Origin of the sequence: Aeromicrobium sp., from assembly GCF_036675695.1 — a bacterium.
Lineage (GTDB): Bacteria > Actinomycetota > Actinomycetes > Propionibacteriales > Nocardioidaceae > Aeromicrobium.
Window position 1 is genome coordinate 1 of sequence record NZ_JAKFEL010000210.1, and the last position, 22,949, is coordinate 22,949.

Genomic DNA, 22,949 nt, shown 5'->3' on the forward strand with positions numbered 1-22,949 from the left:
AAGAACGAGAAGGTCACGCCGTGCGCACGTTCAGCCCCAAGCCGTCTGACATCACCCGTCAGTGGCACGTCATCGACGCCGAGGACATCGTCCTGGGCCGTCTCGCCGTTCAGGCTGCGACGCTGCTCCGCGGCAAGCACAAGCCGACCTTCGCACCTCACGTTGACGGTGGCGACTTCGTCATCATCATCAACGCCGAGAAGGTGGCCCTGTCGGGCAACAAGCGCACCGACAAGCTCGCCTACCGCCACAGCGGTTACCCGGGTGGACTCAAGTCCATCGCCTACGGTGACCTGCTCGAGAAGGATGCCCGCAAGGCGATCGAGAAGTCGGTCCGCGGCATGCTCCCCAAGAACCGTCTGGGTGATCAGCTGATCACGAAGCTCAAGGTCTACTCCGGCCCCGAGCACCCGCACAGCGCCCAGAAGCCCCAGCCGTTCGAGATCACGCAGATCTCCCAGTAAAGAAGAGACCCAAGGCGCATCGTGACTGAAACCACTGCAGAAGTGACCGAGAACGAGACCGAAGACTTCGTACCCAACGAAGACGGTGTCGCTTACACCTCCGAGACCGTTGGCTCGTCGGCTACGCCCGACAAGCCCGCGACGATCGCTCCGGGTGCTGCCACTGGTCGCCGCAAGGAGGCTGTTGCGCGTGTGCGCATCGTCCCCGGCACCGGCGTGTGGACCGTCAACGGCAAGCCGCTCGAGGAGTACCTCCCCAACAAGCTGCACCAGCAGATTGCCAAGGAAGCCTTCGCCGAGACCGGTCTCCAGGACCGCTTCGACGTCATCGCTCGTGTCACCGGTGGTGGCATGACCGGCCAGGCCGGCGCTCTGCGTCTGGGCGTTGCTCGTTCGCTCAACGCGATCGACGAAGAGGTCAACCGCCCGCTGCTCAAGAAGGCCGGACTCCTGACGCGCGACTCGCGCATCAAGGAGCGCAAGAAGGCTGGTCTCAAGAAGGCACGTAAGGCTCCGCAGTACAGCAAGCGCTGAGCCGGACTCGTGGGCATCTTTGGCACAGATGGTGTTCGCGGACTCGCGAATCGTGATCTGACTGCCGAGCTCGCCGTTGACCTTGCGGTCGCGGCGGCCCACATCCTCGGTGAGGTCGGCGCCTTCGCCGATACTCGCCCCACAGCAGTCGTAGCCCGCGATCCCCGCGCTTCAGGAGAATTCCTGGAGGCAGCGGTGGTCGCGGGTCTTGCGTCTGCCGGTGTCGACGTTCACCGCCTTGGCATCGTGCCGACGCCAGGCGCTGCTTATCTGACGGCGTTCCTCGAAGCCGACATGGGCGTGATGATCTCCGCCAGCCACAACGCGATGCCCGACAACGGCATCAAGTTCCTCTCCCGCGGAGGACTCAAGCTCGACGACGAGCTTGAGAAGCAGATTGAACAACGCCTCGAAGAGCCATGGGACCGACCAACCGGTGCAGACGTCGGACGCATCGGTGACAGCCACGCGGGAGTCGGTGCTTACATCAAGCATCTCGTCGCTTCGGCGCCGGGACGCCTCGACGGGCTCACGATCGTGCTCGACTGTGCCAACGGTGCGGCGTACGAAACCGGTCCCAAGGTGTTTGAGGAGCTCGGAGCCAAGGTCATCGCGATCCACGCCGAGCCCGATGGTCTCAACATCAACCTCAACTGCGGCTCAACGCACATCGAGGACCTGCAGCGCGCTGTCGTCGAGTACGGCGCCGATGCCGGCTTCGCGTTCGACGGTGACGCCGATCGATGCCTGGCCGTGGACGCCAAGGGTGAGCTCGTCGATGGCGACCAGATCCTGGCGATCCTTGCTCTCGCAGCCCGCGATGCCGGCACCCTGACCGACGACACAGTCGTGGCGACCGTGATGAGCAACCTCGGATTCGTTCAGGCATTGTCCGCTGCTGAGATCACCGTGATCCAGACATCAGTTGGTGACCGCTACGTCCTTGAGGCCATGCGAAGCGGCGGCTACAACCTCGGCGGTGAGCAGTCGGGTCACGTCATCATGAGCGATCACGCCACGACGGGTGACGGCGTGCTGGCGGCCGTGCATGTCGCCGCACGCATGGTCATGACAGGTGAGTCGCTGGCCTCCATGGCGTCAGTCATGAAGCGCCTGCCGCAGGTGCTCGTCAATGTTCCAGATGTCGACAAGGCTCGCGCTGACACTGACCCCGTGCTCCGCGGCGAGGTCGCCATTGCGTCGGCGAAGCTCGGAGACACCGGACGCGTGCTGCTGCGACAGTCAGGCACTGAGCCGCTCGTACGAGTCATGGTCGAGGCGTCGACCCACGAAGAGGCTGCGGCGGTTGCCGCACACCTCGCCGAGGTCGTACGCGCCAACCTCGCGCTCTGACCGGTCCGCACCATCGGGCGAACCATGTCTTGCCAAACACGTAACGAGATGGTTACATGTTTGGTGTGGATGCCATCGCTCACGCCGTCGCCGACCCTGTGCGTCGGCGCATACTCGAGGTCCTCGACGAGCACTCGATGACTGCGGGAGATGTTGCGGCGCTGTTCGACATAAGCAGGCCAGCCGTCAGCCGGCATCTGCGAGTGCTTCGCGAGAGCGGCCTCGTCTCGGATCGGCTCGATGGGCGCCATCGCGAGTATGCGCTCAACCAGGGCGCGTTGGAGCCCCTGGTCACCTGGGCTGCTCAGCTCGGACGAGCCAAGAGCTGGGAGAGCCGGCTGGACGCCCTTGAGACCGAAGTCAGACGTACGGCGCGCGATCGTCGCGCCCAACTACCCCGGGAGGACACCGCATGAGCCCTGCACCGACTGGCTCCGTCAACCGAACACCAGATGGCTTCGACCTCGTGGTTCCGAGAACGATCCGCGCACCCCTTGAGGACGTATGGGCCAGTGTCACCGAGCCAGATCGGACGGCTCGATGGTTCGGATCGTGGCGCGGTGAACCCGGTGAGGGCCGGACGATCGAGCTTCAGATGGGATTCGAGGAGGACGCGCCATGGGGTGAGGTTCGCATCGAGGTGTGCGAACCCCCACGGCGACTCGCCATCACCATGGTCGACGATCACGGCAACTGGCACCTCGAGATGCAGCTGTCTCAGGTCGACGCAGGCACCGAGATCCGACTCGTTCAGCACCTGACCGACGCGAGTGGAGTCGGTGACGTGGGTCCCGGCTGGGAGTACTACCTGGACTTGCTCGTGGCAGCCCACGACGGACTGCCGCTACCTGAGTTCGATGACTACTATCCTGCCCAGGCGGAGCACTACACCAGCGCAGCAGCCCGAGCGGTCTAAGCCTCTGCCCAGACGCCGAGCTCGTTGCCGCTCGGATCGGTGAAGTGGAATCGGCGGCCGCCCGGGAACTCGTAGGGGCCGTTGACGACCTCGCCTCCTGCGGCCTTGACGGCTTCGACAGATGCGTCGAGATCGTCGGAGAACAGCAGGATGAGCGCACCCTCGCGGCTTGGCTTGCCCTGTGGGTTGAGTCCGCCGATTTCGGGATCTGTTGGGCTGGCGCCCTGGATCCCTGCGTAGTCGGGCCCGTAGTCGTTGAAGGCCCAACCGAACGCATCGGCGTAGAACTGCTTGGCGCGCGGGATGTCGGTCGCAGCGAGCTCGATGTAGTTGATGCGGTGATGTTGGCTCATGACGGCCATGCTGCCCCGAGTCACCGACAGTTCATAGACTCGCGGGGTGACCACGGTTGAACGCATCGATCCTGCTGCCCCGTCTGTGTTCGAGGCGTTCTACGACGCCTACTCACGATCGTTCAACCGCGAGTTCGACCAGCCGTACACCTCGATCGAGCTGGCGGTCGACATGGTGCCGGACGAATACAACGCGACGACTGCCCACATTGCCCGTGACGATGATGGGGCTGTTGTTGGCGGTGCGTGGGCCGAGCTGCCGATCAAGGACAACGTGACGTTCGCGTACGGCGAGGTGTTCGTCGTGCCAGAGCAGCGGCGCCAGGGACATGGCACGGCACTCGTCGACTCGCTTGCGACTGCCTGCGCGGAAGCGGGCCGATCGACGCTGCTCTGCGAAGGCGCGTGGGGAGTCGATGACCACGTTGCGCCGGCCAAGAGGTTCGCGGAACAGGCTGGTTTCACGCTCGAGATCATGGACGCCCACCGGGAGCTGCTGTTGCCGGCCAAGCTGCCTCCGCTCACGATCGACCCGGCGTACGAGATCCGCAGCTGGCGAGGAGCCTGCCCCGAGGAGCTTGTCGACGGGTATGCCGACGTGCGCCGTCTGATGGTGCAGGAAGCGCCGAGCGGTGACTCGGGGCTCGAGAACGAGCACTGGGATGCCGCCCGTATCCGATCGGAAGAAGCCAAGTGGGAGAAGTCGGGTCGGGTGCCGCAGGTCAGCGTGGCGATCGCCGGTGACGGATCGGTCGTCGGCCACACCCAGCTGGTCTTCCCGAGAGACAGCGTCGAGGTCTATCAATGGGACACGCTCGTGCTGGCATCTCACCGCGGTCACGGTCTCGGCCTGGCGCTCAAGGTCTGCACGATGCACGAATCCGAAGACCTCCTCAACGGGCGCCGCCGCATCCACACCTACAACGCCGCGAGCAACCAGCACATGATCGCCGTCAATGAAGCGATGGGCTTTCGTCAGGTCGCATGGCTCGCTGAGTACGTACGCGCGCTAGACGGGTGATTCCGGGGGACCTTGCCTGACTCGCGAAGCCCCGCATCCCGCCCGGCGGCCCCCGGAATCAACCGTCTAAAGCTTGCGGAGCCGGACCCAGCTGACCTGGTGGTCGGGTCCCTTGCGGAGCACCAATGACGCCCGGCCGCGGGTCGTCTGGATGTTCTCGCGCAGGTTGGGCCAGTTGATGGTGTCCCACAGCTCACTGGCGCGGGTGACCGCCTCGTCGTCCGTCAGGGCGCTGTAGCGGTGGAAGTACGACGCCGGATCGGCGAACGCCGTCTTGCGCAGCGTGAGGAATCGCTCGACGTACCAGCGACGGATGTCCTTGCTTGATGCGTCGACGTAGATCGAGAAGTCGAAGAAGTCGCTGATCGCGAGCCCGGGGGAGCCGTCTCCGCGTGTACGTGCCGGGGCGAGGACGTTGAGGCCCTCGACGATGACGATGTCCGGTTCCTTGAGGGTGACGACCTCGTCGGTGCGGTCGTACGTCAGGTGCGAGTAGACCGGAGCGGTCACGACTTCGACGCCGGACTTCACGTCGACGATGAACCTGAGCAGCGCCTTGCGGTCGTAGGACTCGGGGAAGCCCTTGCGGTCGAGGATGCCGCGACGCTCCAGCTCGGCGTTCGGGAACAAGTAGCCGTCGGTCGTGACGAGCTCGACGTGGGGGTTGCCGGGGGCCTTCGCCAACAGCTCCTGGATCAAGCGCGCGGTCGTCGACTTGCCGACGGCGACCGAGCCGGCGATACCGATCACGAACGGTGTGCGCTTGGGCTGGGGGCGGCCGAGGAACTTGTCGGTCGCCCGGTGCAGGCCAGCGGCTGCGCGGACACGGAGGCTGATCAGCTGCGTCAGCGGGAGGTAGACCTGGCGAACTTCCTCGAGGTCCAGCTCATCGCCGAGACCGCGGACGCGTTCGATCTCGTCGGGGTTGAGGGGCTGTGGGGCGTCCCCGGCGAGCTCAGCCCACGCGGACCGCTCGAGCTCGACATACGGAGACTGGTCGCGCGTCATGCCACCATCCTCCCGCGTGCGGGTCTCCTCGGTAGACTCGACCCTATGTGCGGAATTGTCGGGTACGTCGGAGAGCGCTCTGCTGAAGACGTCGTCATCGGCGGTTTGAGGCGTATGGAGTACCGCGGATACGACTCCGCCGGCATCGCGCTCGTTCTGGACGGCAAGATCGTCTCGGCCAAGAAGGCCGGCAAGCTCACCAATCTCGACGCCGAGCTGGCCGCACGTCCGCTGCCGCAGTCGAACACGGGCATTGGCCACACCCGGTGGGCCACGCACGGCGCACCCAACGATCGCAACGCGCACCCGCACCTTGACGAGACCGGTCAGGTCGCGGTCGTGCACAACGGCATCATCGAGAACTTCGCCACGTTGCGTGCCGAGCTTGAAGCGCTCGGATACGAGATGGTCTCCGAGACCGACACCGAAGTTGTCGCGCACCTGCTCCAGGAAGCGCTCAAGACGACTGACGACCTGTCGGAAGCCGTATGCAGTGTGTGCCGCAAGCTCCAGGGGGCATTCACGCTGGTCTTCTGCGATGCCCGCCACCCCGACGTCGTCGTGGGCGCGCGGCGCAACTCCCCGCTCGTCGTGGGCCGCGGCAAGGGCGAGAACTTCATGGGCTCTGACGTCGCCGCATTCATCGAGTTCACCCGCGAGGCGATCGAGCTTGGCCAGGACCAGGTCGTCACGATCACGCCCAACGACATCGTGGTCACCGACTTCGACGGCAATCCAGCGGAGACGAAGGACTATCACGTCGACTGGGACGTCTCGGCCGCCGAAAAGGGTGGCTTCGACTGGTTCATGCTCAAGGAGATCGACGAGCAGCCTCGCGCTGTGGCCGACACCCTCCTGGGTCGCCACGCAGCGGACGGACGACTGCAGCTCGACGAGATGCGACTGTCCGATGACGAGCTGCGCGAGGTCGACAAGATCATCGTCATCGCCTGCGGCACGTCGTTCTATGCCGCAATGGTCGCGAAGTACGCCATCGAGCACTGGACCCGCATCCCGTGTGAAGTAGAGCTCGCCTCGGAGTTCCGCTACCGCGACCCGATCCTCGACAAGAGCACGTTGGTCGTCACGATCAGCCAGTCCGGCGAGACCATGGACACGATCATGGCGATTCGCTATGCCCGTCAGCAGCGCGCCCGGGTCCTTTCGATCTGCAACACCAACGGCTCGACGATCCCGCGCGAATCTGACGCCGTGCTCTACACGCACGCTGGACCCGAGATCGCCGTCGCTTCGACCAAGGGCTTCCTGGCGCAGATCACCGCTTGCTATCTCCTTGCGCTGTACATCGCGCAGGTCAAGGGCAGCAAGTACGGCGACGAGATCACGTCGATCCTGGCTGAGATCCAAAAGCTTCCCGCTGGCATCCAGCGGATGCTCGACGAGGGCGACCAGGTCCGCAAGCTCGCCACTGACCTGGCCGGCTCCAAGTCGATCCTGTTCCTTGGTCGCCACGTGGGCTATCCGGTTGCCCTCGAAGGGGCGCTCAAGCTCAAGGAGCTTGCCTACATTCATGCTGAGGGGTTTGCTGCAGGCGAGCTGAAGCATGGTCCGATCGCTCTGGTCGAAGAAGGCCTTCCCGTGTTCGTGGTCGTGCCTCCGAAGGGCCGCGACCAGCTGCAGGAGAAGACGGTCAGCAGCATCCAGGAGATCCGTGCCCGCGGTGCTCGTACGATCGTGCTCGCCGAGGACGGCGACGAAGATGTCGTGCCGTACGCAGATCACCTGATCCGGCTACCCAAGGTGCCTACGCTGCTGCAGCCGCTTGTTGCGACGGTGCCGCTGCAGATCTTCGCATGCGAGTTCGCCAACCAGCTCGGTCACGACATCGATCAGCCGCGCAACCTCGCCAAGTCGGTAACAGTCGAATGAGCGAGCGTCAGCGAGTGAACAATCAGACACCAGTCACGACGGCATGTCCGTACCGTGGCTTTTTGACGGGCGTGACGTCGTGACCATCTTGGGTATCGGAGTCGATGTCGTCGACCTTGGGCGTTTCAAGGAGACGCTCGAACGTACGCCGACGATGCGCACGCGCTTGTTCACCGATGCCGAGCGGGATCTGCCGCTCGAGTCGCTGGCAGGTCGATTTGCGGCCAAGGAGGCGCTCGCCAAGGCAATGGGTGCCCCGGCCGGTCTCTCCTGGCAGGACTTCGAGATCGTCAACGACGCCCACGGCGCGCCAACGTTCAAGCTTCACGGAGCGGCACCTGAGCGTCTCGCCGCTCTCGGCATCGAGTCGATTCACCTGTCGATATCGCACGACACCAGCATCGCGACGGCGTTCGTCGTGACAGAGCGCTGAGGCTGCACCGTGCTCACAGCGCACCTCGTCGCTGACATACGCGCGGCCGAAGAGGCTCTCGCAGCGACGCTTCCTGAGGGTGAGTTGATGCGTCGCGCTGCCCGCGGACTGGCCGATCATCTGGATCTGATTCCTGCCGGTGACGTCGTCGTGATGTTGATCGGCCCGGGCAACAACGGCGGCGATGCGCTGTTCGCCGCGGTGCACCTGCTGGATCGTGGCGTACGCGTTGATCTGTGCCTGCTCGACGACACCAAGGTGCACGCCGAGGGATTTGCTGCAGCTCAGGCTGCCGGTGCACAGATCGTTGAGGAGCCGAGCGGTCAGCGCTGGTGCCTCGACGCAATCTTCGGCATCGGAGCGCGACCGGGACTTGAGGGCAAGGCAGCCGAGTGGGCCGAGTGGATCGCCGAGAGTGATCCCTACACCGTGGCGGTCGACGTGCCTTCCGGAATCGGTGTCGACACAGGAACGCTGGATGCGTCGTACGTGACCGCCGATTCGACGATCACCTTCGGCACCTTCAAGAACGCTCTTCTCGCCACTCCCGCCGAATCGGCCGCCGGCTTCCCCGAGCTCGTCGACATCGGACTCGGTCCCTACCTCGGCGCACCGTCCTTAGAGGCGCTGGAGGGCGATGACGGGGGGCTGCTGGCAGGGTTGTTCACGTGGCTGGATGATCCTGCGAGTCACAAGTACTCCCGCGGTGTCGTCGGCATCGCTGCAGGCTCGGAGCAGTACGCTGGCGCCGCTCACCTTTGCGTCGCCGGGGCGCAGGCCGGACCGGCAGGCATGGTGCGGTTCGCCGGGTCTGAGGCACTTTCTGCCCGTGTCGTAGACCGTGCGCCCGAAGTCGTGGCGGCACCAGGACGCGTACAAGCGTGGGTCGTGGGGCCAGGCGGCGGTGACGATGTGGGTGCGCTGGTCACGGCGGCCCTGGCCGACGGCGTACCGGTCGTGCTGGATGCCGCAGCGCTCGAGGTAGAGCACCTGCCGGAGTCGTTCGACGTACCTGCGCTCCTCACACCCCACGCCGGCGAGCTGGCCCGCTTGCTCGACACAGATCGCGAGAAGGTCGAAGCAGAACCCCTCAGCCATGTGACGCGTGCGGCCGAACGATGGAACGCCACGGTGCTGCTCAAGGGGCCCCGAACACTGGTGGCGACTCGGGGTCGTACGACCCGCGTCAACCTGACAGGATCGCCCTGGCTCGGCACCGCAGGCGCGGGTGATGTGCTCGCCGGTCTCGCCGGTTCGATGCTCGCTGCCGGAGCAGACCCGCACGACGCTGGCTCGTTTGCTGCCTTCCTCCACGGCGCGGCAAGTGTGCGCGCCAATCCCGGCGGCCCAGTCACCGCTTCCGACGTGGCTGCCGCACTGCCGGTCACGATCGCCGACTTCATCGCGGGCACGCTCGATGACGTACTCGACTGGCGGGACTGAGATGTCTCCTCAAGCCGAAGCCATCGTCGATCTCGACGCCTATCGCGCCAATATCGCGACCCTCGCTTCGTATGCGCCCAGCTCCGCGCTCATGGCAGTTGTGAAGGCCGATGCGTACGGGCACGGGATGCTGCAATGCGGACGCGCCGCCCGTGAGGCCGGCGCTGCCTGGCTAGGAGTTGCGACGATCGCCGAGGCACTCGCCCTGCGTGCAGGTGGCGACACGGGTGACGTGCTGTGCTGGCTGGCTGCACCCGGCGCTGATTTCGCATCCGCCATCGCGGCAGGCGTTGAAGTCACGGCGTCGTCGGCGGACCAGCTTGCCGAGATCCTTGCTGCCGGGACTCGACCCAAGGTGCAGCTCAAGGTCGATACGGGCTTGTCGCGCAACGGCGCATGCGGCGATCAGTGGACCGCGCTCGTTGCCGCAGCGGTATCCGCGCAGGCTGCGGGCAGGGTGGAGATCACCGGTGTCTGGTCGCACTTCGCGTGTGCCGACGAGCCGGCTCATCCGGCCAACGATGAGCAGGAGCGCGTGTTCGCGGACGCCGTTGCCGAGCTCGATGCTGCCGGAGTCACGCCGGCGCTGCGCCACCTCAGCAACTCCGCAGCCACCCTGACTCGGCCGTCGGCTCACCTCGACATCGTTCGAGTGGGCATTGCGTCATACGGCATCAACCCCGACCGCAACCTCGTGCATGACGCCACACTCTTGCCCGTGATGACCCTGCAGGCAGAGCTCGCGGCGGTGAAGCGGGTCTCGGCAGGCACCAGCGTTTCGTACGGGCATACGTGGACCGCTGAGCGCGAGACGACACTTGGGCTGGTGCCGATCGGCTATGCCGAGGGCATCCTGCGAACGGCATCCAACCGCGGCCACGTCGCATATGGCGATCAGCGCGCGCCGGTGACCGGCACGATCTGTATGGACCAGTTCGTCGTCGACCTCGGCGATGCGCCCGCGAAGCGCGGCGACGTCGTCACGGTGTTCGGATCCGATGGGCCGAGCGCCGACGACTGGGCGATCGCGGCCGGGACGATTGCCTACGAGGTCGTGACCCGCCTCGGCGGGCGTATCGAGCGCACCTATCGGGGTGTGCGATGAACAAGTCAACGCGTGTCGCCACGACTGCCGGAGCATTCGTTGCCGCTGGTGTGGCGGCGACACTTCTCAACGGTCGTCAGCGCCACAAGCGTCGACTCCGTCGTGGCGAAGAGGTTGCATTCGGCTCGGTCCACAGCGCCAAGCTGACGGTGACGGCGAGCGACGGTGTGAAGATTCACGCCGAGGTCGACGAAGGCCCGCGCAAGACGCCGACCGTCGTGTTCATCCACGGCTGGGTCGAGACGCTTGATGTGTGGCACTACCAACGGCTCGCACTGCGCGACAAGGTGCGCATGGTCTTCCTCGACCAGCGTTCTCATGGACTGTCGGACCGCTCGCACGTCGACAACTCGTCGATCGACCAGCTCGCTGACGACCTGCACACGGTGCTCAAAGATCTGGTGCCCAAGGGTCCGATCATCCTGGTTGGTCATTCGCTCGGCGGAATGGCGATCATGGAGCTCGCTGCCTCAAAGCCCGAACTGTTCGGCAAGCGAGTCAAGGGCGTGGTTCTGGTGGCAACCAGCAGCGGCAGGTTGGCGCGCTCAAGCCCCGCGCTGCGCAGGCTGATCCCGCTCGTACGCGTCGCATCGCCGGTGCTCGACTGGGGCCGCGCGTTCAACAGTTACTCGATCATTCGGCGTTGGGGTCTCGGCCCGAATGCCCTTGAACGCCACGTCGACATGACGAACGAGATGATCCTTCAAGCGCCGACGCATGTGCTGATGGACTTCTCGCCGCTGTTCATCGAGCTCGATCTCGAGCATGCGCTCGAGACTGTCGGCAAGGCCTCGACGATCGTCATCGGTGGCTCCCACGACCTGCTCACCCCGCTGAAGCACAGCCGTCGGCTGGCGAACCGCATTCCCGGGGCGCGCCTGATCGCGATTGAGGACGGCGGCCATATGCTCCCGTTCGAAGCCCACAAGCAGGTTTCTGAGGCGATCGAGAGTCTTGTGGAGGATCTCCAATGACCGCTCTCAACGTCATCGAGGCGGGCCCCGAGCACGCCAGGCAGATCGTCGACATCATTCACCGGTCCTTCGGCTCACGACCTGCTCTGGATCCGCCGTCGACTGCGATGGATGAGACCGAGGAGTCCGTCGCCGCCGTGCTGGCAGGTCCCGGTGGGCTCCTGGTGGAGCGTCGCGGATTGCCTATGGGTGCGTTGCTGTTCGACGAGTCGCGTCCGGGTTTGCTTGGTCTGCGTCGCGTCGCTGTCGATCCTGACCTGCAGGACCGCGGTGTGGCCTCGGCAATGGTCGGCGTCGCGGAAGACACGGCCGAGGAGCGTGGCAAGGACGGCATTTGGCTGCACGTACGCGAAGAGCTGCCCGAGACCGTGCAGTTCTGGACGCGGCGCTTCTACCACCCACACGCGCAGAGTGGATCGACGATCGAGTTCGGCAAGACGCTGTGGCTGTCTCGCGAGATCCCGACTGCCGACGACATGAAGGCGTTCGCCGGTCGCCTTTCGACTTTGCTCCACGCGGGAGATCTGCTCGTGCTCTCGGGCGACCTCGGCGCTGGCAAGACGACGTTCACGCAGGGACTGGGCGACGGACTCGGCGTACGCGGACCCGTCACCTCGCCGACGTTCGTCATTGCGCGTACTCACCCATCGCTGGTCGGCGGGCCGCCTTTGGTGCATGTCGACGCCTACCGACTGGGCGACGCGGCTGAGATCGATGACATCGACCTGGACGCGACCACCGACGATGCGGTGACGGTCGTCGAATGGGGCGACGGTCTGGCTGAGCAGCTCAGCGACAGCTGGCTCCACGTACGCATCGAGGTACGTGGCGCACGTCCCGGCGACCCGCTCGGCACCGCTGTCGACACAGGCGGCGACGAAACGCGCGTCATCACGGTCAAGCCCCGCGGCCCCCGTTGGGTCGGCGTACCGCTCCGCTCCACGCTGCTCGGGGAATAGGGTCGACTCGTGCTTCTCCTTGCGTTCGACACCGCGACACCGGCCATCACGGTCGCGGTGCACGACGGCGGTACGATCGTCGGTGAGGCATCTGGCCACGGAGCAATGGCTCACGGCGAGCTGCTGGCTCCGGCCATTCGAGACGCGATGCAGCAGGCCGGTGCGGCGATGGGAGACCTCACAGATGTCGCCGTCGGCGTCGGTCCCGGACCGTTCACCGGGCTGCGCGTTGGAGTTGTCACTGCTCTCGCCCTTGGCTCGACGCTCGGACTGGCCCAGCACGGAGTCTGCTCGCTCGATGTCGTGGCCGCCGACGTCCAGGCGGACGCCGAGTTCCTGGTCGCCACGGATGCTCGGCGCAAAGAGGTCTACTGGGCTCGGTATGGCGCCGACGGCGTACGGCTCGACGGACCTCACGTGTCGTTTCCGGCCGACCTGGCACACCAGTATCCAGACCTGCTGACGTACGGGCGCGGGGGAGAGCTGTACGACGGCGTGCTGCGACCAGCGGGCGAGGCGCAGGATCCGCGAGCGGCCGCCCTCGCATCAGCTGTGATCGCCGGGCGCATGATCGAGGTGCCGCTGGAGCCGCTCTACCTACGCCGCCCCGATGCCGTGCCGCAGATCGTCAACAACCGCGCATGAGTCGCGGTGCGACGGCAGGCGATGTCGCGGCGATCGCGACGATCGAGGCCGAGTGCTTCGGCACTGCGTCGTGGGGTGAGGAGCTCGTACGGGCACAGCTCGTTTCTGACCACCGGATCGTGCTGATCCACGACGAGGTCGCGTACGGCGTCGTCTCGGTGATGGGCGAGGTCGCCGATCTGGAACGCATCGCTGTCCTGCCGTTCGCGCGCCGACGCGGTGTCGCCGGCGAGCTGCTTGAGCAGCTGATCGAGGCGGCTGGCGGGCATGGCGCAAATCGGATGCTGCTGGAGGTCGCCGCCGACAACGATGCAGCGATTGAGCTGTACAAGGCCTACGGGTTCACGAGGATCAGCACGCGCACGGGCTACTACCCGGGCAGGATTGACGCACTCATCATGGAACGGGACATCGCATGAGGAACAACCACAGTTCGGGCTCACCGTGGGAGGACATTGTCGGCTACTCCCGCGTCGTGAGCGTGGACGACTCGGCGTGGGTCGCTGGTACGACCGCGACAGTGGATGGTCGCGTCGCGGCGCGAGACGATCCGTACGAGCAGGCACGAATCGCCTTCGGGATCGCGATCGATGCGCTGCGCGAGGCTGGCTTCGACGCCAAGGACGTGGTGCGTACCAGGATGTTTGTCGTTGACATCGGACACTTCGATGCCATTGGGCGCGCACACCACGAGATCTTCGATGCCGTGCGGCCAGTCTCAACCATGGTGGAGGTCTCGAGACTTGCGCTCCCGGAGCACCTGGTCGAGATTGAGCTCGACGCACAGCGTTCTCGCGACTGGCGTGGCACTCTGGAGTCATGACACAGACGCCTGATGGACTGCCCGACGAGTCCGACAACCTGGACCAGCTCCAACCAGAGGACACGTTGGTCGACCGCGGCGTGGACGACGTACTCGACGAGGGCTACTCACCTGCGGAGAAGTGGTCCGCCGGCGAGGGATTCGGTACGACCGCCGACGAGGCTCTGCAGGGCGAGAACCTCGACCAGCGCATCGCGCAGGAAGAGCCCGACATCGACCCGTATGCCGAGGTGGACGGTGAAGACCTCGACGACGGTGAGGTTGGCTCCACGCGATCGGGCCGTCTCGTCGCACCGGACGAGGGGCTAGGTGAGGACGTCGACTCGGAGCTCTTTGGTGAGGACGTCGGCATCGACGGGGCGGGCGCCAGCGCCGAGGAAGCAGCCGTACACGTCGTGGAGGACGAGTAGAAAAGTTCGTGCTTCTAACGTTGCGATCACCGGCGCTTGGGACTTGTATGCGTTGGGCGACTGATGGCCCACCTTGTTGCGCGACGTCCTGAACTAGAGTCTCGGGATGCGTGACATTACATACCCGCCGGTCATTCTCACTGCCAAGACGCTGTTCAAGGTCCTGGGCATGAAGTTCCAGATGTCAGGCACCGAGAACATCCCGCGCGAGGGTGGCGCGATCCTGGCCGCCAACCACATCGGCTACGTCGACTTTGTGTTCGACGGGTTTGCAGCTCACCCCAACAAGCGGCTGGTGCGGTTCATGGCCAAGAAGGATGCGTTCGACAACAAGATCTCCGGACCGATCATGCGATCGCTGCACCACATCTCGGTCGACCGTGAGCACGGCGTGGACTCGTACAACCAGGCCGTCGAGTATGCGCGGAACGGCGAGATCGTCGGCATCTTCCCTGAAGCCACGATCAGCCGCTCCTTCGAGATCAAAGAGCTCAAGACCGGCGCCGTACGCATGGCCGCTGAGGCCGGCGTACCCCTGATTCCCATGGTCACGTGGGGCACTCAGCTGCTCAAGACCAAGGATCACGAGTCTGACCTGAAGGGTCGCGGCAAGACGATCGGCCTGCACGTCGGCACCCCGCTCGAGGTGACCGGTGAGGATCCGGTAGCCGAGACCGAGCAGCTCCGCCAGGCCATGAGCGCGCTGCTCGACAAGGCGATCGCGGACTACCCGATCAGCCCCGAAGGGCAGTGGTGGGCACCAGCTCGCCATGGCGGTACGGCTCCGACGCCCGAGCAGGCCAAGAAGTTGGACGAGGAAGAGCTGATCGAACGCGCCGCCCGTCGCGCCGCCAAGGCCGAGGCGAAGAAGAAGGACTAGTCGCCGACGGACCCGTCGGCCATCTCGCGGAGCAGGTCGAGGTGTCCGTTGTGACGTGCCGTCTCCTCGATGAGGTGCAGGACGACCCAGCGCACGTTGGGGTGGAAGTCCTTGAGCACCTTGTCCGCCTCGGAGTCGAAGTCGAGATCGGCGAGCAAAGTGCGAGTGAGCTGGACCTGCTCGGAGTAGCCGTCGATGACTTCCTGCAACGGCACCTCGAGGCCGGCTTCGAGCTCGCCGTCGGGGTGCTCCTCGCTCCACGGTGCGCGGTCTTCGCCGCCGAGGATGACGACCTCGACCCAGTAGTGCTCGTTCCACCGCAGGTGGTTGAGCAGCGATGCCGGATTGGTGAGCGGCGACGTCGAGATTGGCGCCGTACGGGCGAGCTCTTCTGACAGGCCCCGCACCTTGAACAACGCGGTCTGCTGGACGTACTCCAGCATCTGCATCATCACGGAGCGTTCGTCGCCGGCAGGAGGTGTGTCAGTACGGACCATGGACCCACCCTGACACAGCTAGCCGACCGAGCCGTCGGCCATCTCGCGCAGGATGTCGAGGTGACCGTTGTGGCGGGCCGTCTCCTCGATGAGGTGCTGAAGGATCCATCGGGCGGTCAGCGCGCCCCTTCGGTGGGTACCCAGGATCTGCATGTCGAGATCGACCTCGGCGAACACGGCGAGCGACGCTCGCGCCTGCTCCTCGTAGAGACGGATCACCTCGTCGAGTGCCAGCACTGATCCCTCGTCGAACGAGGAGTCACGGTGGTCACCGGTGGTGGGACTGGCGGATTCACCTCCGAACAGCGCCTCGTTGATCCACGATGACTCAACCCAGCGGAGGTGGTTGAGAATGTTGGCTGGCGACATGTTCGGAGATGTGGGGAGTGGGGCCTTGCGCGCAAGCTCCTCGCTCAGGCCGCGGACCTTGCCCAGGGCGGTTTCCTGCGAGTAGTGAAGCATCTGCAGGAGGATGCTGCGCTCGTCGAACGATTGCGGTGTGTCGTTTGGAGTCACCCTTCACCCTGACACAATGGCTCAGTGAGCGAGCCTCTTGTACTCGGGATTGAGTCGTCGTGCGACGAGACCGGTGTCGGCATTGTCCGTGGCACCGAGTTGCTCGCGCACGCGCTCTCTTCGAGCATGGAGGAGCATGTGCGGTTTGGTGGCATCGTGCCCGAGGTGGCCAGCCGTGCTCACCTGGAGGCCATGGTCCCGACGCTCGAGCAGGCGTACGCCGAGTCGGGCGTACGTATCCAGGACGTTGACGCCATCGCCGTGACCAGTGGCCCGGGCTTGACCGGTGCGCTGCTGGTTGGCGTCGCCGCCGCAAAGGCGCTCGCGCTGGCGCACGACAAGCCGCTCTACGGCGTCAACCATCTCGCTGCTCACGTGGCCGTCGATCAGCTTGAGCATGGCCGGTTCGATGGACGTATGGCCGCGATGCTCGTCAGCGGCGGGCACACCGAGATCCTGCTGGTCGATGACATTGCCACGGACATCACACTGCTCGGCCAGACGATTGACGATGCTGCAGGGGAGGCCTTCGACAAGGTTGCTCGACTGCTCGGGCTGCCCTACCCCGGAGGACCCCATATCGATCGAGTCGCGCGAGAGGGTGACGGCACCGCCTTCGACTTCCCCCGAGCTCTCACTGGCCGTGACGCCGAGAAGTACAAGTACGACTTCTCGTTCTCCGGGCTCAAGAGCGCGGTTGCTCGACTCGTCCAGCACGAGCAGCGCATGGGCCGCACGTTCAACGTCGCCGACGTCGCGGCGGCATTCCAGGACTCGGTCTGCGACGTGCTGACCAAGAAGACGATCGCGGCCTGCAAGGACCACGATGTCGACACCTTGATCATCGGCGGAGGTGTCGCCGCCAACGCGCGGCTGCGCCACTTCGCCGAGGAGCGTGCGGCCAAGGCAGGCATCACCGTACGTGTGCCCCGGCTCGGGCTGTGCACCGACAACGGCGCGATGGTGGCGGCGCTCGGTGCCGAGGTCGTACGCAGAGGGCTGCCGCCTTCATCGTTGGATCTGCCGGTCGACTCCAGCATGCCTGTGACGCAGGTACTGGCGGCCTAGTCGTGGCCAGCCACCGCGCGGCACGGGTCTCGCACGCGCGTCGCAACCTCTCCGTCGCACTCTCGGCAGTCATCATCGGCGGGGTTTCCGTGTGGTGGATCTCCCGGGCCGATCCGATCGAGACCCCGGCGGCGGCGACTTCGTCCGCAGTCAGCACGACGTCCCCGCCGACGACCAAGAAGACACCGCACTGGTCGCCGACGGCGATCGAGATCGAGGCCGCCAAGACCTTGGCCAGCGACCTCAGTCTCGAAGACCTCGCCGGTCAGCTGATCATCGCCCGACACCGCAACGACGCGGCGTCGCTCGCCCTCGTACGCGACAAGCATTTTGCGGGTGTGATGGTGACGAGTCCCAAGATCCTCGACGCCACCACCAATGACCCGCTGAGCCACATCAAGGCGTTCAACGCCGATCTTCAGGAAGCGGGAAGTGACCGCGACTACCCCGTGATGGTGCCGGTCGACCAAGAGGGCGGCCTCGTCACCCGCGTCAAGCGGCCGCTGACACCGTTCCCGACCTTCATGTCGGCCGGTGCAGCGATAGCCGGAGATGCCAAGCAGGGCGCGCAGGCGGTCGCCGGGGCGACGAAGGCTTCGGGCGCTGAATTGCGGGCCGCAGGATTCAATGCCGTGTTCGCGCCCATCGGCGACGTCACGATTGGCGCCGCCGACCCGATCATCGGCACCAGATCAGCTGGCACCGATCCGGCGATCGTTGCGAAGTCCGTCGTCGCAGCAGTCGCCGGCTACTCGCAGGCGGGTCTCATTTCGGCGGTCAAGCACTTCCCGGGACACAACGTGTCCGAGGACAGCCACAGCGCCCTCCCGCAACTGTCCAGCGACAAGAAGCGCCTTGCGGATCACGACCTCGTACCGTTCAAGGCAGCCATTGACGCTGGGGCGCCGAGCATCATGACGGGCCACCTGAACGTCTCGTCCGCGGACCCGGGTGTTCCGGCGTCCATGTCACGCAAGGTGATCACTGGCATGCTGCGCAAGGAGCTCGGGTATGACGGTCTGATCGTCAGCGACTCGCTCGGCATGGGCGCTGTTGTGAAGCGCTATCCGGGAGGCGAGGCGGCAGTCCAAGCGATCAAGGCCGGCAGCGACCTGGCGCTCATGCCGGCGGACAACGATCGGGCGTACCTCGCGGTCCTGGCCGCTCTGAAGTCCGGCGAGATACCCGAGAAGCAGGCACGAGCCTCGGCGGCGCGAGTCATCGCGCATCTCCTCCACGCCGACGCGGCACCGCAGCTGAGCGGCGATCCTGGTAACCACGCAACCGAGTCGCAGGCACTCAGCGCTGCCGCCATCACGATGGTCAGCGAAGTGTGCGGCAAGTCGGAGCCAGTCACTGCCGTACGACCGAGTGGCTCGTCCGAAGCCGTGGCCAACTTCAAGACCGCGGCCAAGGAGGCGGGATTGTCGACCGCGAGCGGCGCCACCCTCGCGTTCACCAGCTCGCGGAGCGCATTCGCCGACATCGTGGTGGCGACTGATCGCCCGTACGCGCTGGAGAAGAGCACGGCACCGACCAAGATCGCCCTGTACGGCAACGAGCTCCCGGCGATGCGGGCGTTGGTCGCGGTGCTGACAGACAAGGCTGAGGCCCGCGGCAAGCTCCCGGTCGACGGCATCAGCGTCAAGCAATGCTAGGGCGTGTCTCCCTTTACTCGATAGGCTTCAAGCCCCGGCAGAACGGTGGTTGTCATGAAGAAGTCCTTGCGCCTGACGACGGCGGCGATTGCGATGGCAGCTCTCCTGAGCGCCTGTGGAGACGACACCCCGTCCGAACCCACTGAGACGACGGCGGCACCTACGCCGTCAGCGACCGAAACCCCCTCCGATTTCTCGACGGATGAGGTCATCGAGGAGTCCGAGGACTTCGGTCAGCTCGTCGCGGTGAGGGTCGGGGCGCACTCAGGCTTCGATCGAGTCGTACTCGAGTTCTCCGAAAGCGTGCCCGGCTACACCGTGAAATATGTCGAGCTGCCGGTTCTCGCGGACGGATCAGGCGAGCCGATCGACCTGCCCGACGCCGAGACCGCAGTGCAGATTGTGCTCACGCCGTCCTCGGGATACGACATGGAGGCGGAAGAGGAGACCTATACAGGTCCCAACACCGTCACGAACGACAAGGCCAGAGAGATCACGGGCTTCGTCAGGTCGGGCGACTTCGAGGCAGTGCTCAGCTGGGCGGTCGGGCTGCGCAACGAGGTGCCGTTCAAGGTCACCACACTCGACAACCCCGCGCGCCTGGTTGTCGACTTCAAGACCGACTAAAGCCCCGCGATTTGTGACGCAGAGGGCGCTACGAGCGCCCTTTTGCGCCGTGAGCGTCACAAATCGCGGCGCTATCCTCGCGTGCCGTGAGCTCCGAAGCAGTCAGGCTGACCGCATCAGTCGAGCGCGAGTTCTCCGGTCTGAACCCGCCACAAAGCGGCATATGCACCGTCGGCGGCGATGAGGTCGTCGTGAGTACCAGACTCGGCGACCCGCCCGGCGTCGAGAACCCAGATCCGGTGAGCATGACGAACGGTCGACAGGCGGTGGGCGACAACCAGTGCCGTGCAGCCAGCGGTCGCCACTCGCAGCGATCGCTGGATCGCTGCCTCGGTCTCGTTGTCGACTGCGCTCGTGGCCTCGTCGAGAACCAGCACGCTGGGCTCACGAAGCAACGCTCGAGCCAAAGCAAGCCTCTGCCGCTGACCTCCTGACAGGGTCACACCGCGCTCGCCGACCCAGCTGTCGAAGCCATCGGCGGTGGCATCGATGAAGTCACGAGCCGCGGCGGACTCCGCAGCCGCAACGATCTCGGCGCGGGTCGCGTCCGGGCGCCCGTACGCGATGTTGTCGGCGATTGAGCCCGCGAACATGTAGACGTCCTGGGCGACGTACGCCATCGACCCGCGCAGCGAGTCCCAGTCGAGATCGCGGATGTCGGTTCCGTCCAGCTCGATGGTGCCAGCGCGGGGATCGTCGAATCGGAGCACCAACCTCAGAAGCGTAGATTTACCGGCTCCCGTCGTGCCGACGATCGCGTGAGTCTCTCCAGCCGGAACCACCAGGTCGAGGTTGTGGATCACGTCGGGCCCGTCGGCGTATCCGGCGCGTACGCCGCGGAGCTCGATGCGCCCCTGAACCGGCTTGGCAAGGACGGCCGTACCGGCCGGGACCGTGATCGGCACGGCAAGCAGGGTCAGGATCCGCTGAGTCGAAGCCCGACCACGCTGATAGAGGTCCAGGACGGTTGCGACGTCGGTCAGCGGCCACAGCAGGCGTTGAGTCATGAAGACGAGGACAGAGTAGAGACCGACCTCGAGATCGCCGCGGAGCACAGCCCGACCGCCGAGCAACAGGGTGCACGTGAAGCCGGCAAGGATGGCCATACGGACCAGCGGCACGAACGCCGCCGATGAACGGATCGCGTCGGTGTTCGCAGTCCGGTACGCGGTCGAGACGGCGGCGATCCGATCCCGCTCCCGGTCCTCCGCGGTGAAGGCCTTGATCGTGGCAATGCCCGCGAGGTTGGCGCTGAGGGCGCTGGAGAGATCGGAGACAGCTTCTCGTACGCGGTCGTAGAGCGGCTCCAGACGGCGCTGGAAGATCAGGGAGCCAACGACGATCACCGGGATCGGGGTGAAGGCAAACAGCAGCAGAGTCCAGGACGACAGGGCGAAGACCGCGCCGACGAGGACCACGTTCAGGAATGTCTGGATGATCGCAGGAGCGCCGATGTCGAGGAAGCGTTCGAGTTGATTGACGTCGTCGTTGAGGGTCGCCAGCGTTGATCCGCTCGGTCGAGACTCGTGCCATGACATGTCGAGATGCTGGGCGTGGTCGTACGCCTCGACGCGCAGATCGTGCTCGACACCTTGTGCCAGTCCGCGCCAGAGGACGTCAGCGACGTACTGGCTCGCGGACTCGATGATCCACACCACGACGTTGATGGCGGCAAGCCAGCCGAGCTGCGAGTAGCGGGACTCAACCCCCAGGATCTCGCCGACGAACGAGGCATCTCCACGCACCACCACGTCGACCGCAGCACCGATCAGGAGCTCAGGTACGACATCGGCGACCTTGTTGATCGTCGACATGGTGACCGCGAGGATGAAGCGCCGGCGATAGACGCGTTGCCGCTTCCACAAGGAACGCAGGGGCTGATCGGCTGCAGGGATGACGTTCACTCAGGACACCCTAAGTGCTCCGACTAGCCTCGGTTACGCCCGTTCGACGAGGAAGGCCCGACCGTCGCCGCGTACGCGGGTCATGATGACCGTCGCGGGATTGGGCCCTTTGAGCTTGAGCCGCTTGATCAGCTCCTCGGGCACGATGTCGACGCCACGCTTCTTGACCGTCAGCGTTCCGATGCGGCGAACCTGCAATGCGGCCTTGAGGGGCTTCTCGCGGAACGGCAGCTCGTCGATGACGCGGAATCCGCGCGCGAGGGGAGTCGTCACGGCACGGTCGGAGCTGACGTACGCGATGCGCGGATCCATCAGCCAGCCACCGATGTCGCCGGCCAGCTCGCCCACCAGGCCCGAACGTATGACGGCGTCGTCCGGTTCGTAGATGTACGAACCGGGCTGCGCCAGGGCTGCCAGCTCGCCGATCGAGACCAGCCCGGTTCCCGACGGCAGAACGGTGGCGCGTCGCGTCGCCGTGGCGAACGGTGCGCCCCACAGACAGGCTTCGACCAGGTCCCCGCCGTCGCTGACCCACTCAGCCTCGACGCCATGGGGCACGGCGTCATGCGCGAGACCGGGCATCACCTTCGCCACCGCGCGACCTTCCAAGAGCCGGCACACCCACTCCCACGGTGGTTGCAGGTCCGAGGTGGAGAACGTACGCCCGCGTCCATCTCGACGAGCTGGGTCGATGAACGCGACCTCGTCCTTGCCGATCTCGACCTTGCGTACGTCTGCGGTGGTGACCTCGCCGCCGAGCTCCAGCGCGCGCAGGTTGGCTTCGGCGATTGCTGCTCGTACGGGATCCAGCTCGACACCGCGTGCGCGGAGCCCTGCACGAGCCATGGCGATCAGATCCCCACCGATGCCGCAGCCCAGGTCGACGACAGCCTCGGCGCCTGTTGATGCGAGACGAGAAGCTCGATGTGCGGCGACCCGCTGGCGGGTCGACTGCTCCAGGGCGTCGTGCGTGAAGTACATCCGGCGGGCATCGTCGCCGAACTTGGCGACAGCCTTGCCACGTAGGTGATTCTGCGTCACGGCAGCCGCGACTAGCGCCGATGCGTACGTCTTGCGGAGCCGGGTGCCGAGGGCGAGGTCGCTTTCCTTTCCGGCGCTCTGGGCGACCTCATCGAGCAGCAGCTGGCCCGCGGGGGAGAGCAGCTTCTCGAAGGTCACCAGATCCATGCATGGATTCTGCCGTGTGCTCCCGGCGAAGAGTTCAGCGGAGCGCGAACACCCTTAGCACTCTCACACTGCGAGTGCTAGGTTTTGTATTGGCGCTCTCGCTATGAGAGTGCCAGCAAAGGTGTGCATGACCCCCGCGACGGCGTGCTCACCAGCATCCAGAGTTCCACCGCCTGAAAGGGGAGGTCGACACGTGTCGGTCACCATCAAGCCGCTCGAAGATCGTCTGGTCATCCAGGCTGTCGAAGCCGAGCAGACCACCAAGTCGGGTCTGGTCATT

26 protein-coding genes and 1 pseudogene are annotated in these 22,949 nt (G+C 65.4%); 21 read left to right on the plus strand and 6 right to left on the minus strand.

Translation table 11 applies throughout. The annotated features are described in order from the left end of the window. The first annotated feature begins 20 nt into the window (after nt 1-20). Genes rplM through V6M39_RS13270 form a run of 5 tightly spaced genes read left to right on the plus strand, consistent with a single transcriptional unit; the run spans nt 21 to nt 3,267 of the window. Nucleotides 21-464: a 50S ribosomal protein L13 gene (rplM, locus tag V6M39_RS13250; RefSeq protein ID WP_309971777.1), complete on the plus strand. Its 444-nt coding sequence runs from the start codon at nt 21-23 to the stop codon at nt 462-464. A 21-nt stretch (nt 465-485) separates the two neighbouring features. After that, nucleotides 486-998: a 30S ribosomal protein S9 gene (gene rpsI / locus V6M39_RS13255; RefSeq protein WP_442880803.1), complete on the plus strand. Its 513-nt coding sequence runs from the start codon at nt 486-488 to the stop codon at nt 996-998. Nucleotides 999-1,007: 9 nt separating this feature from the next. After that, a complete protein-coding gene (gene glmM, locus V6M39_RS13260) occupies nt 1,008-2,351 on the plus strand; it encodes a phosphoglucosamine mutase (RefSeq protein WP_332644285.1) in 1,344 nt (447 codons plus the stop codon). 56 nt (nt 2,352-2,407) lie between these two features. Next, on the plus strand, nt 2,408-2,767 hold the full coding sequence (locus V6M39_RS13265; RefSeq protein WP_332644286.1) for a metalloregulator ArsR/SmtB family transcription factor: 360 nt from the start codon (nt 2,408-2,410) through the stop codon (nt 2,765-2,767). Continuing rightward, a complete protein-coding gene (locus tag V6M39_RS13270) occupies nt 2,764-3,267 on the plus strand; it encodes an SRPBCC family protein (protein ID WP_332644287.1) in 504 nt (167 codons plus the stop codon). The genes V6M39_RS13265 and V6M39_RS13270 overlap by 4 nt, the downstream gene beginning before the upstream one ends. Here the strand turns inward: V6M39_RS13270 and V6M39_RS13275 are convergent. Next, nucleotides 3,264-3,620: a VOC family protein gene (locus V6M39_RS13275; protein WP_332644288.1), complete on the minus strand. Its 357-nt coding sequence runs from the start codon at nt 3,618-3,620 to the stop codon at nt 3,264-3,266. The two genes, V6M39_RS13270 and V6M39_RS13275, sit on opposite strands and share 4 nt — an antisense overlap. Before the next feature lie 46 nt (nt 3,621-3,666). Between V6M39_RS13275 and V6M39_RS13280 the strand changes: the two genes are divergently transcribed. Then, nucleotides 3,667-4,641 carry a GNAT family N-acetyltransferase gene (locus V6M39_RS13280; protein ID WP_332644289.1) on the plus strand — a complete coding sequence of 325 codons (975 nt, stop codon included), beginning with the start codon at nt 3,667-3,669 and terminating at the stop codon, nt 4,639-4,641. A gap of 66 nt (nt 4,642-4,707) precedes the next feature. Here V6M39_RS13280 and coaA read toward each other — a convergent pair whose 3' ends face one another. Then, nucleotides 4,708-5,649: a type I pantothenate kinase gene (gene coaA / locus V6M39_RS13285; RefSeq protein ID WP_332644290.1), complete on the minus strand. Its 942-nt coding sequence runs from the start codon at nt 5,647-5,649 to the stop codon at nt 4,708-4,710. A 45-nt stretch (nt 5,650-5,694) separates the two neighbouring features. Here coaA and glmS point away from each other — a divergent pair, with 45 nt between their 5' ends. The 11 genes from glmS (at nt 5,695) to V6M39_RS13340 (ending at nt 15,211) form a co-directional block, all read left to right on the plus strand. Further along, a complete protein-coding gene (gene glmS, locus V6M39_RS13290) occupies nt 5,695-7,539 on the plus strand; it encodes a glutamine--fructose-6-phosphate transaminase (isomerizing) (RefSeq protein WP_332644291.1) in 1,845 nt (614 codons plus the stop codon). A gap of 79 nt (nt 7,540-7,618) precedes the next feature. Continuing rightward, the gene (locus tag V6M39_RS13295; protein WP_332644292.1) at nt 7,619-7,972 is read left to right on the plus strand and encodes a holo-ACP synthase; all 354 of its coding nucleotides are present in this window, start codon (nt 7,619-7,621) and stop codon (nt 7,970-7,972) included. Between the two features lie 9 nt (nt 7,973-7,981). Further along, nucleotides 7,982-9,415, plus strand: a complete 1,434-nt coding sequence (locus V6M39_RS13300; RefSeq protein WP_332644293.1) for an NAD(P)H-hydrate epimerase — start codon at nt 7,982-7,984, stop codon at nt 9,413-9,415. Further along, the gene (gene alr / locus V6M39_RS13305; protein WP_332644294.1) at nt 9,390-10,520 is read left to right on the plus strand and encodes an alanine racemase; all 1,131 of its coding nucleotides are present in this window, start codon (nt 9,390-9,392) and stop codon (nt 10,518-10,520) included. The genes V6M39_RS13300 and alr overlap by 26 nt, the downstream gene beginning before the upstream one ends. Then, nucleotides 10,517-11,494: an alpha/beta fold hydrolase gene (locus V6M39_RS13310; protein WP_332644295.1), complete on the plus strand. Its 978-nt coding sequence runs from the start codon at nt 10,517-10,519 to the stop codon at nt 11,492-11,494. The genes alr and V6M39_RS13310 overlap by 4 nt, the downstream gene beginning before the upstream one ends. Beyond that, nucleotides 11,491-12,453, plus strand: a complete 963-nt coding sequence (tsaE, locus tag V6M39_RS13315) for a tRNA (adenosine(37)-N6)-threonylcarbamoyltransferase complex ATPase subunit type 1 TsaE (protein ID WP_332644296.1) — start codon at nt 11,491-11,493, stop codon at nt 12,451-12,453. The genes V6M39_RS13310 and tsaE overlap by 4 nt, the downstream gene beginning before the upstream one ends. A gap of 9 nt (nt 12,454-12,462) precedes the next feature. After that, on the plus strand, nt 12,463-13,098 hold the full coding sequence (gene tsaB, locus V6M39_RS13320; RefSeq protein WP_332644297.1) for a tRNA (adenosine(37)-N6)-threonylcarbamoyltransferase complex dimerization subunit type 1 TsaB: 636 nt from the start codon (nt 12,463-12,465) through the stop codon (nt 13,096-13,098). Beyond that, entirely contained in the window at nt 13,095-13,517 is a 423-nt protein-coding gene (locus tag V6M39_RS13325; RefSeq protein WP_332644298.1) for a GNAT family N-acetyltransferase, read from the plus strand. Before tsaB ends, V6M39_RS13325 begins: the two co-directional genes overlap by 4 nt. Continuing rightward, nucleotides 13,514-13,921, plus strand: coding sequence for a RidA family protein (locus V6M39_RS13330; protein ID WP_332644299.1), 408 nt, complete (start codon nt 13,514-13,516; stop codon nt 13,919-13,921). The genes V6M39_RS13325 and V6M39_RS13330 overlap by 4 nt, the downstream gene beginning before the upstream one ends. Continuing rightward, a complete protein-coding gene (locus tag V6M39_RS13335; RefSeq protein ID WP_332644300.1) occupies nt 13,918-14,331 on the plus strand; it encodes a DUF5709 domain-containing protein in 414 nt (137 codons plus the stop codon). Before V6M39_RS13330 ends, V6M39_RS13335 begins: the two co-directional genes overlap by 4 nt. A 106-nt stretch (nt 14,332-14,437) precedes the next feature. Continuing rightward, a complete protein-coding gene (locus V6M39_RS13340; protein ID WP_332644301.1) occupies nt 14,438-15,211 on the plus strand; it encodes a lysophospholipid acyltransferase family protein in 774 nt (257 codons plus the stop codon). On the opposite strand, the gene V6M39_RS13345 is transcribed toward V6M39_RS13340, so the two are convergent. Continuing rightward, complete coding sequence (locus V6M39_RS13345; RefSeq protein WP_332644302.1) at nt 15,208-15,708, minus strand: mycothiol transferase; 501 nt, start codon at nt 15,706-15,708, stop codon at nt 15,208-15,210. The two genes, V6M39_RS13340 and V6M39_RS13345, sit on opposite strands and share 4 nt — an antisense overlap. Before the next feature lie 18 nt (nt 15,709-15,726). Continuing rightward, nucleotides 15,727-16,224 carry a DinB family protein gene (locus tag V6M39_RS13350; RefSeq protein WP_332644303.1) on the minus strand — a complete coding sequence of 166 codons (498 nt, stop codon included), beginning with the start codon at nt 16,222-16,224 and terminating at the stop codon, nt 15,727-15,729. Nucleotides 16,225-16,248: 24 nt separating this feature from the next. On the opposite strand from V6M39_RS13350, the gene tsaD reads away from it, so the two are divergent. Genes tsaD through V6M39_RS13365 form a run of 3 tightly spaced genes read left to right on the plus strand, consistent with a single transcriptional unit; the run spans nt 16,249 to nt 19,577 of the window. Next, nucleotides 16,249-17,292, plus strand: coding sequence for a tRNA (adenosine(37)-N6)-threonylcarbamoyltransferase complex transferase subunit TsaD (gene tsaD, locus V6M39_RS13355; protein ID WP_332644304.1), 1,044 nt, complete (start codon nt 16,249-16,251; stop codon nt 17,290-17,292). A gap of 2 nt (nt 17,293-17,294) precedes the next feature. Then, nucleotides 17,295-18,950 carry a glycoside hydrolase family 3 protein gene (locus V6M39_RS13360; RefSeq protein ID WP_332644305.1) on the plus strand — a complete coding sequence of 552 codons (1,656 nt, stop codon included), beginning with the start codon at nt 17,295-17,297 and terminating at the stop codon, nt 18,948-18,950. A 54-nt stretch (nt 18,951-19,004) separates the two neighbouring features. Continuing rightward, the gene (locus tag V6M39_RS13365) at nt 19,005-19,577 is read left to right on the plus strand and encodes an AMIN-like domain-containing (lipo)protein (protein WP_332644306.1); all 573 of its coding nucleotides are present in this window, start codon (nt 19,005-19,007) and stop codon (nt 19,575-19,577) included. Nucleotides 19,578-19,693: 116 nt separating this feature from the next. On the opposite strand, the gene V6M39_RS13370 is transcribed toward V6M39_RS13365, so the two are convergent. Then, the gene (locus V6M39_RS13370) at nt 19,694-21,481 is read right to left on the minus strand and encodes an ABC transporter ATP-binding protein (RefSeq protein ID WP_332644307.1); all 1,788 of its coding nucleotides are present in this window, start codon (nt 21,479-21,481) and stop codon (nt 19,694-19,696) included. A gap of 33 nt (nt 21,482-21,514) precedes the next feature. Next, nucleotides 21,515-22,669 (minus strand): class I SAM-dependent methyltransferase, encoded by a 1,155-nt coding sequence (locus V6M39_RS13375; RefSeq protein WP_332644308.1) that lies wholly within the window; start codon nt 22,667-22,669, stop codon nt 21,515-21,517. A 193-nt stretch (nt 22,670-22,862) separates the two neighbouring features. On the opposite strand from V6M39_RS13375, the pseudogene V6M39_RS13380 reads away from it, so the two are divergent. Next, nucleotides 22,863-22,949 (plus strand): annotated as a pseudogene (locus V6M39_RS13380) (co-chaperone GroES); the annotation flags it as partial.

Bases quoted from the DNA above. Each gene is read 5' to 3' on its own strand.
- V6M39_RS13325 (WP_332644298.1), top strand. From the start codon at position 13,095: ATGAGTCGCGGTGCGACGGCAGGCGATGTCGCGGCGATCGCGACGATC.
- V6M39_RS13375 (WP_332644308.1), bottom strand. From the start codon at position 22,669: ATGGATCTGGTGACCTTCGAGAAGCTGCTCTCCCCCGCGGGCCAGCTG.
- coaA (WP_332644290.1), bottom strand. From the start codon at position 5,649: ATGACGCGCGACCAGTCTCCGTATGTCGAGCTCGAGCGGTCCGCGTGG.
- V6M39_RS13365 (WP_332644306.1), top strand. From the start codon at position 19,005: ATGAAGAAGTCCTTGCGCCTGACGACGGCGGCGATTGCGATGGCAGCT.
- glmS (WP_332644291.1), top strand. From the start codon at position 5,695: ATGTGCGGAATTGTCGGGTACGTCGGAGAGCGCTCTGCTGAAGACGTC.
- V6M39_RS13310 (WP_332644295.1), top strand. From the start codon at position 10,517: ATGAACAAGTCAACGCGTGTCGCCACGACTGCCGGAGCATTCGTTGCC.
- V6M39_RS13340 (WP_332644301.1), top strand. From the start codon at position 14,438: ATGCGTGACATTACATACCCGCCGGTCATTCTCACTGCCAAGACGCTG.
- V6M39_RS13330 (WP_332644299.1), top strand. From the start codon at position 13,514: ATGAGGAACAACCACAGTTCGGGCTCACCGTGGGAGGACATTGTCGGC.
- V6M39_RS13275 (WP_332644288.1), bottom strand. From the start codon at position 3,620: ATGAGCCAACATCACCGCATCAACTACATCGAGCTCGCTGCGACCGAC.
- V6M39_RS13270 (WP_332644287.1), top strand. From the start codon at position 2,764: ATGAGCCCTGCACCGACTGGCTCCGTCAACCGAACACCAGATGGCTTC.
- tsaE (WP_332644296.1), top strand. From the start codon at position 11,491: ATGACCGCTCTCAACGTCATCGAGGCGGGCCCCGAGCACGCCAGGCAG.
- V6M39_RS13265 (WP_332644286.1), top strand. From the start codon at position 2,408: ATGTTTGGTGTGGATGCCATCGCTCACGCCGTCGCCGACCCTGTGCGT.
- alr (WP_332644294.1), top strand. From the start codon at position 9,390: ATGACGTACTCGACTGGCGGGACTGAGATGTCTCCTCAAGCCGAAGCC.
- V6M39_RS13345 (WP_332644302.1), bottom strand. From the start codon at position 15,708: ATGGTCCGTACTGACACACCTCCTGCCGGCGACGAACGCTCCGTGATG.
- V6M39_RS13335 (WP_332644300.1), top strand. From the start codon at position 13,918: ATGACACAGACGCCTGATGGACTGCCCGACGAGTCCGACAACCTGGAC.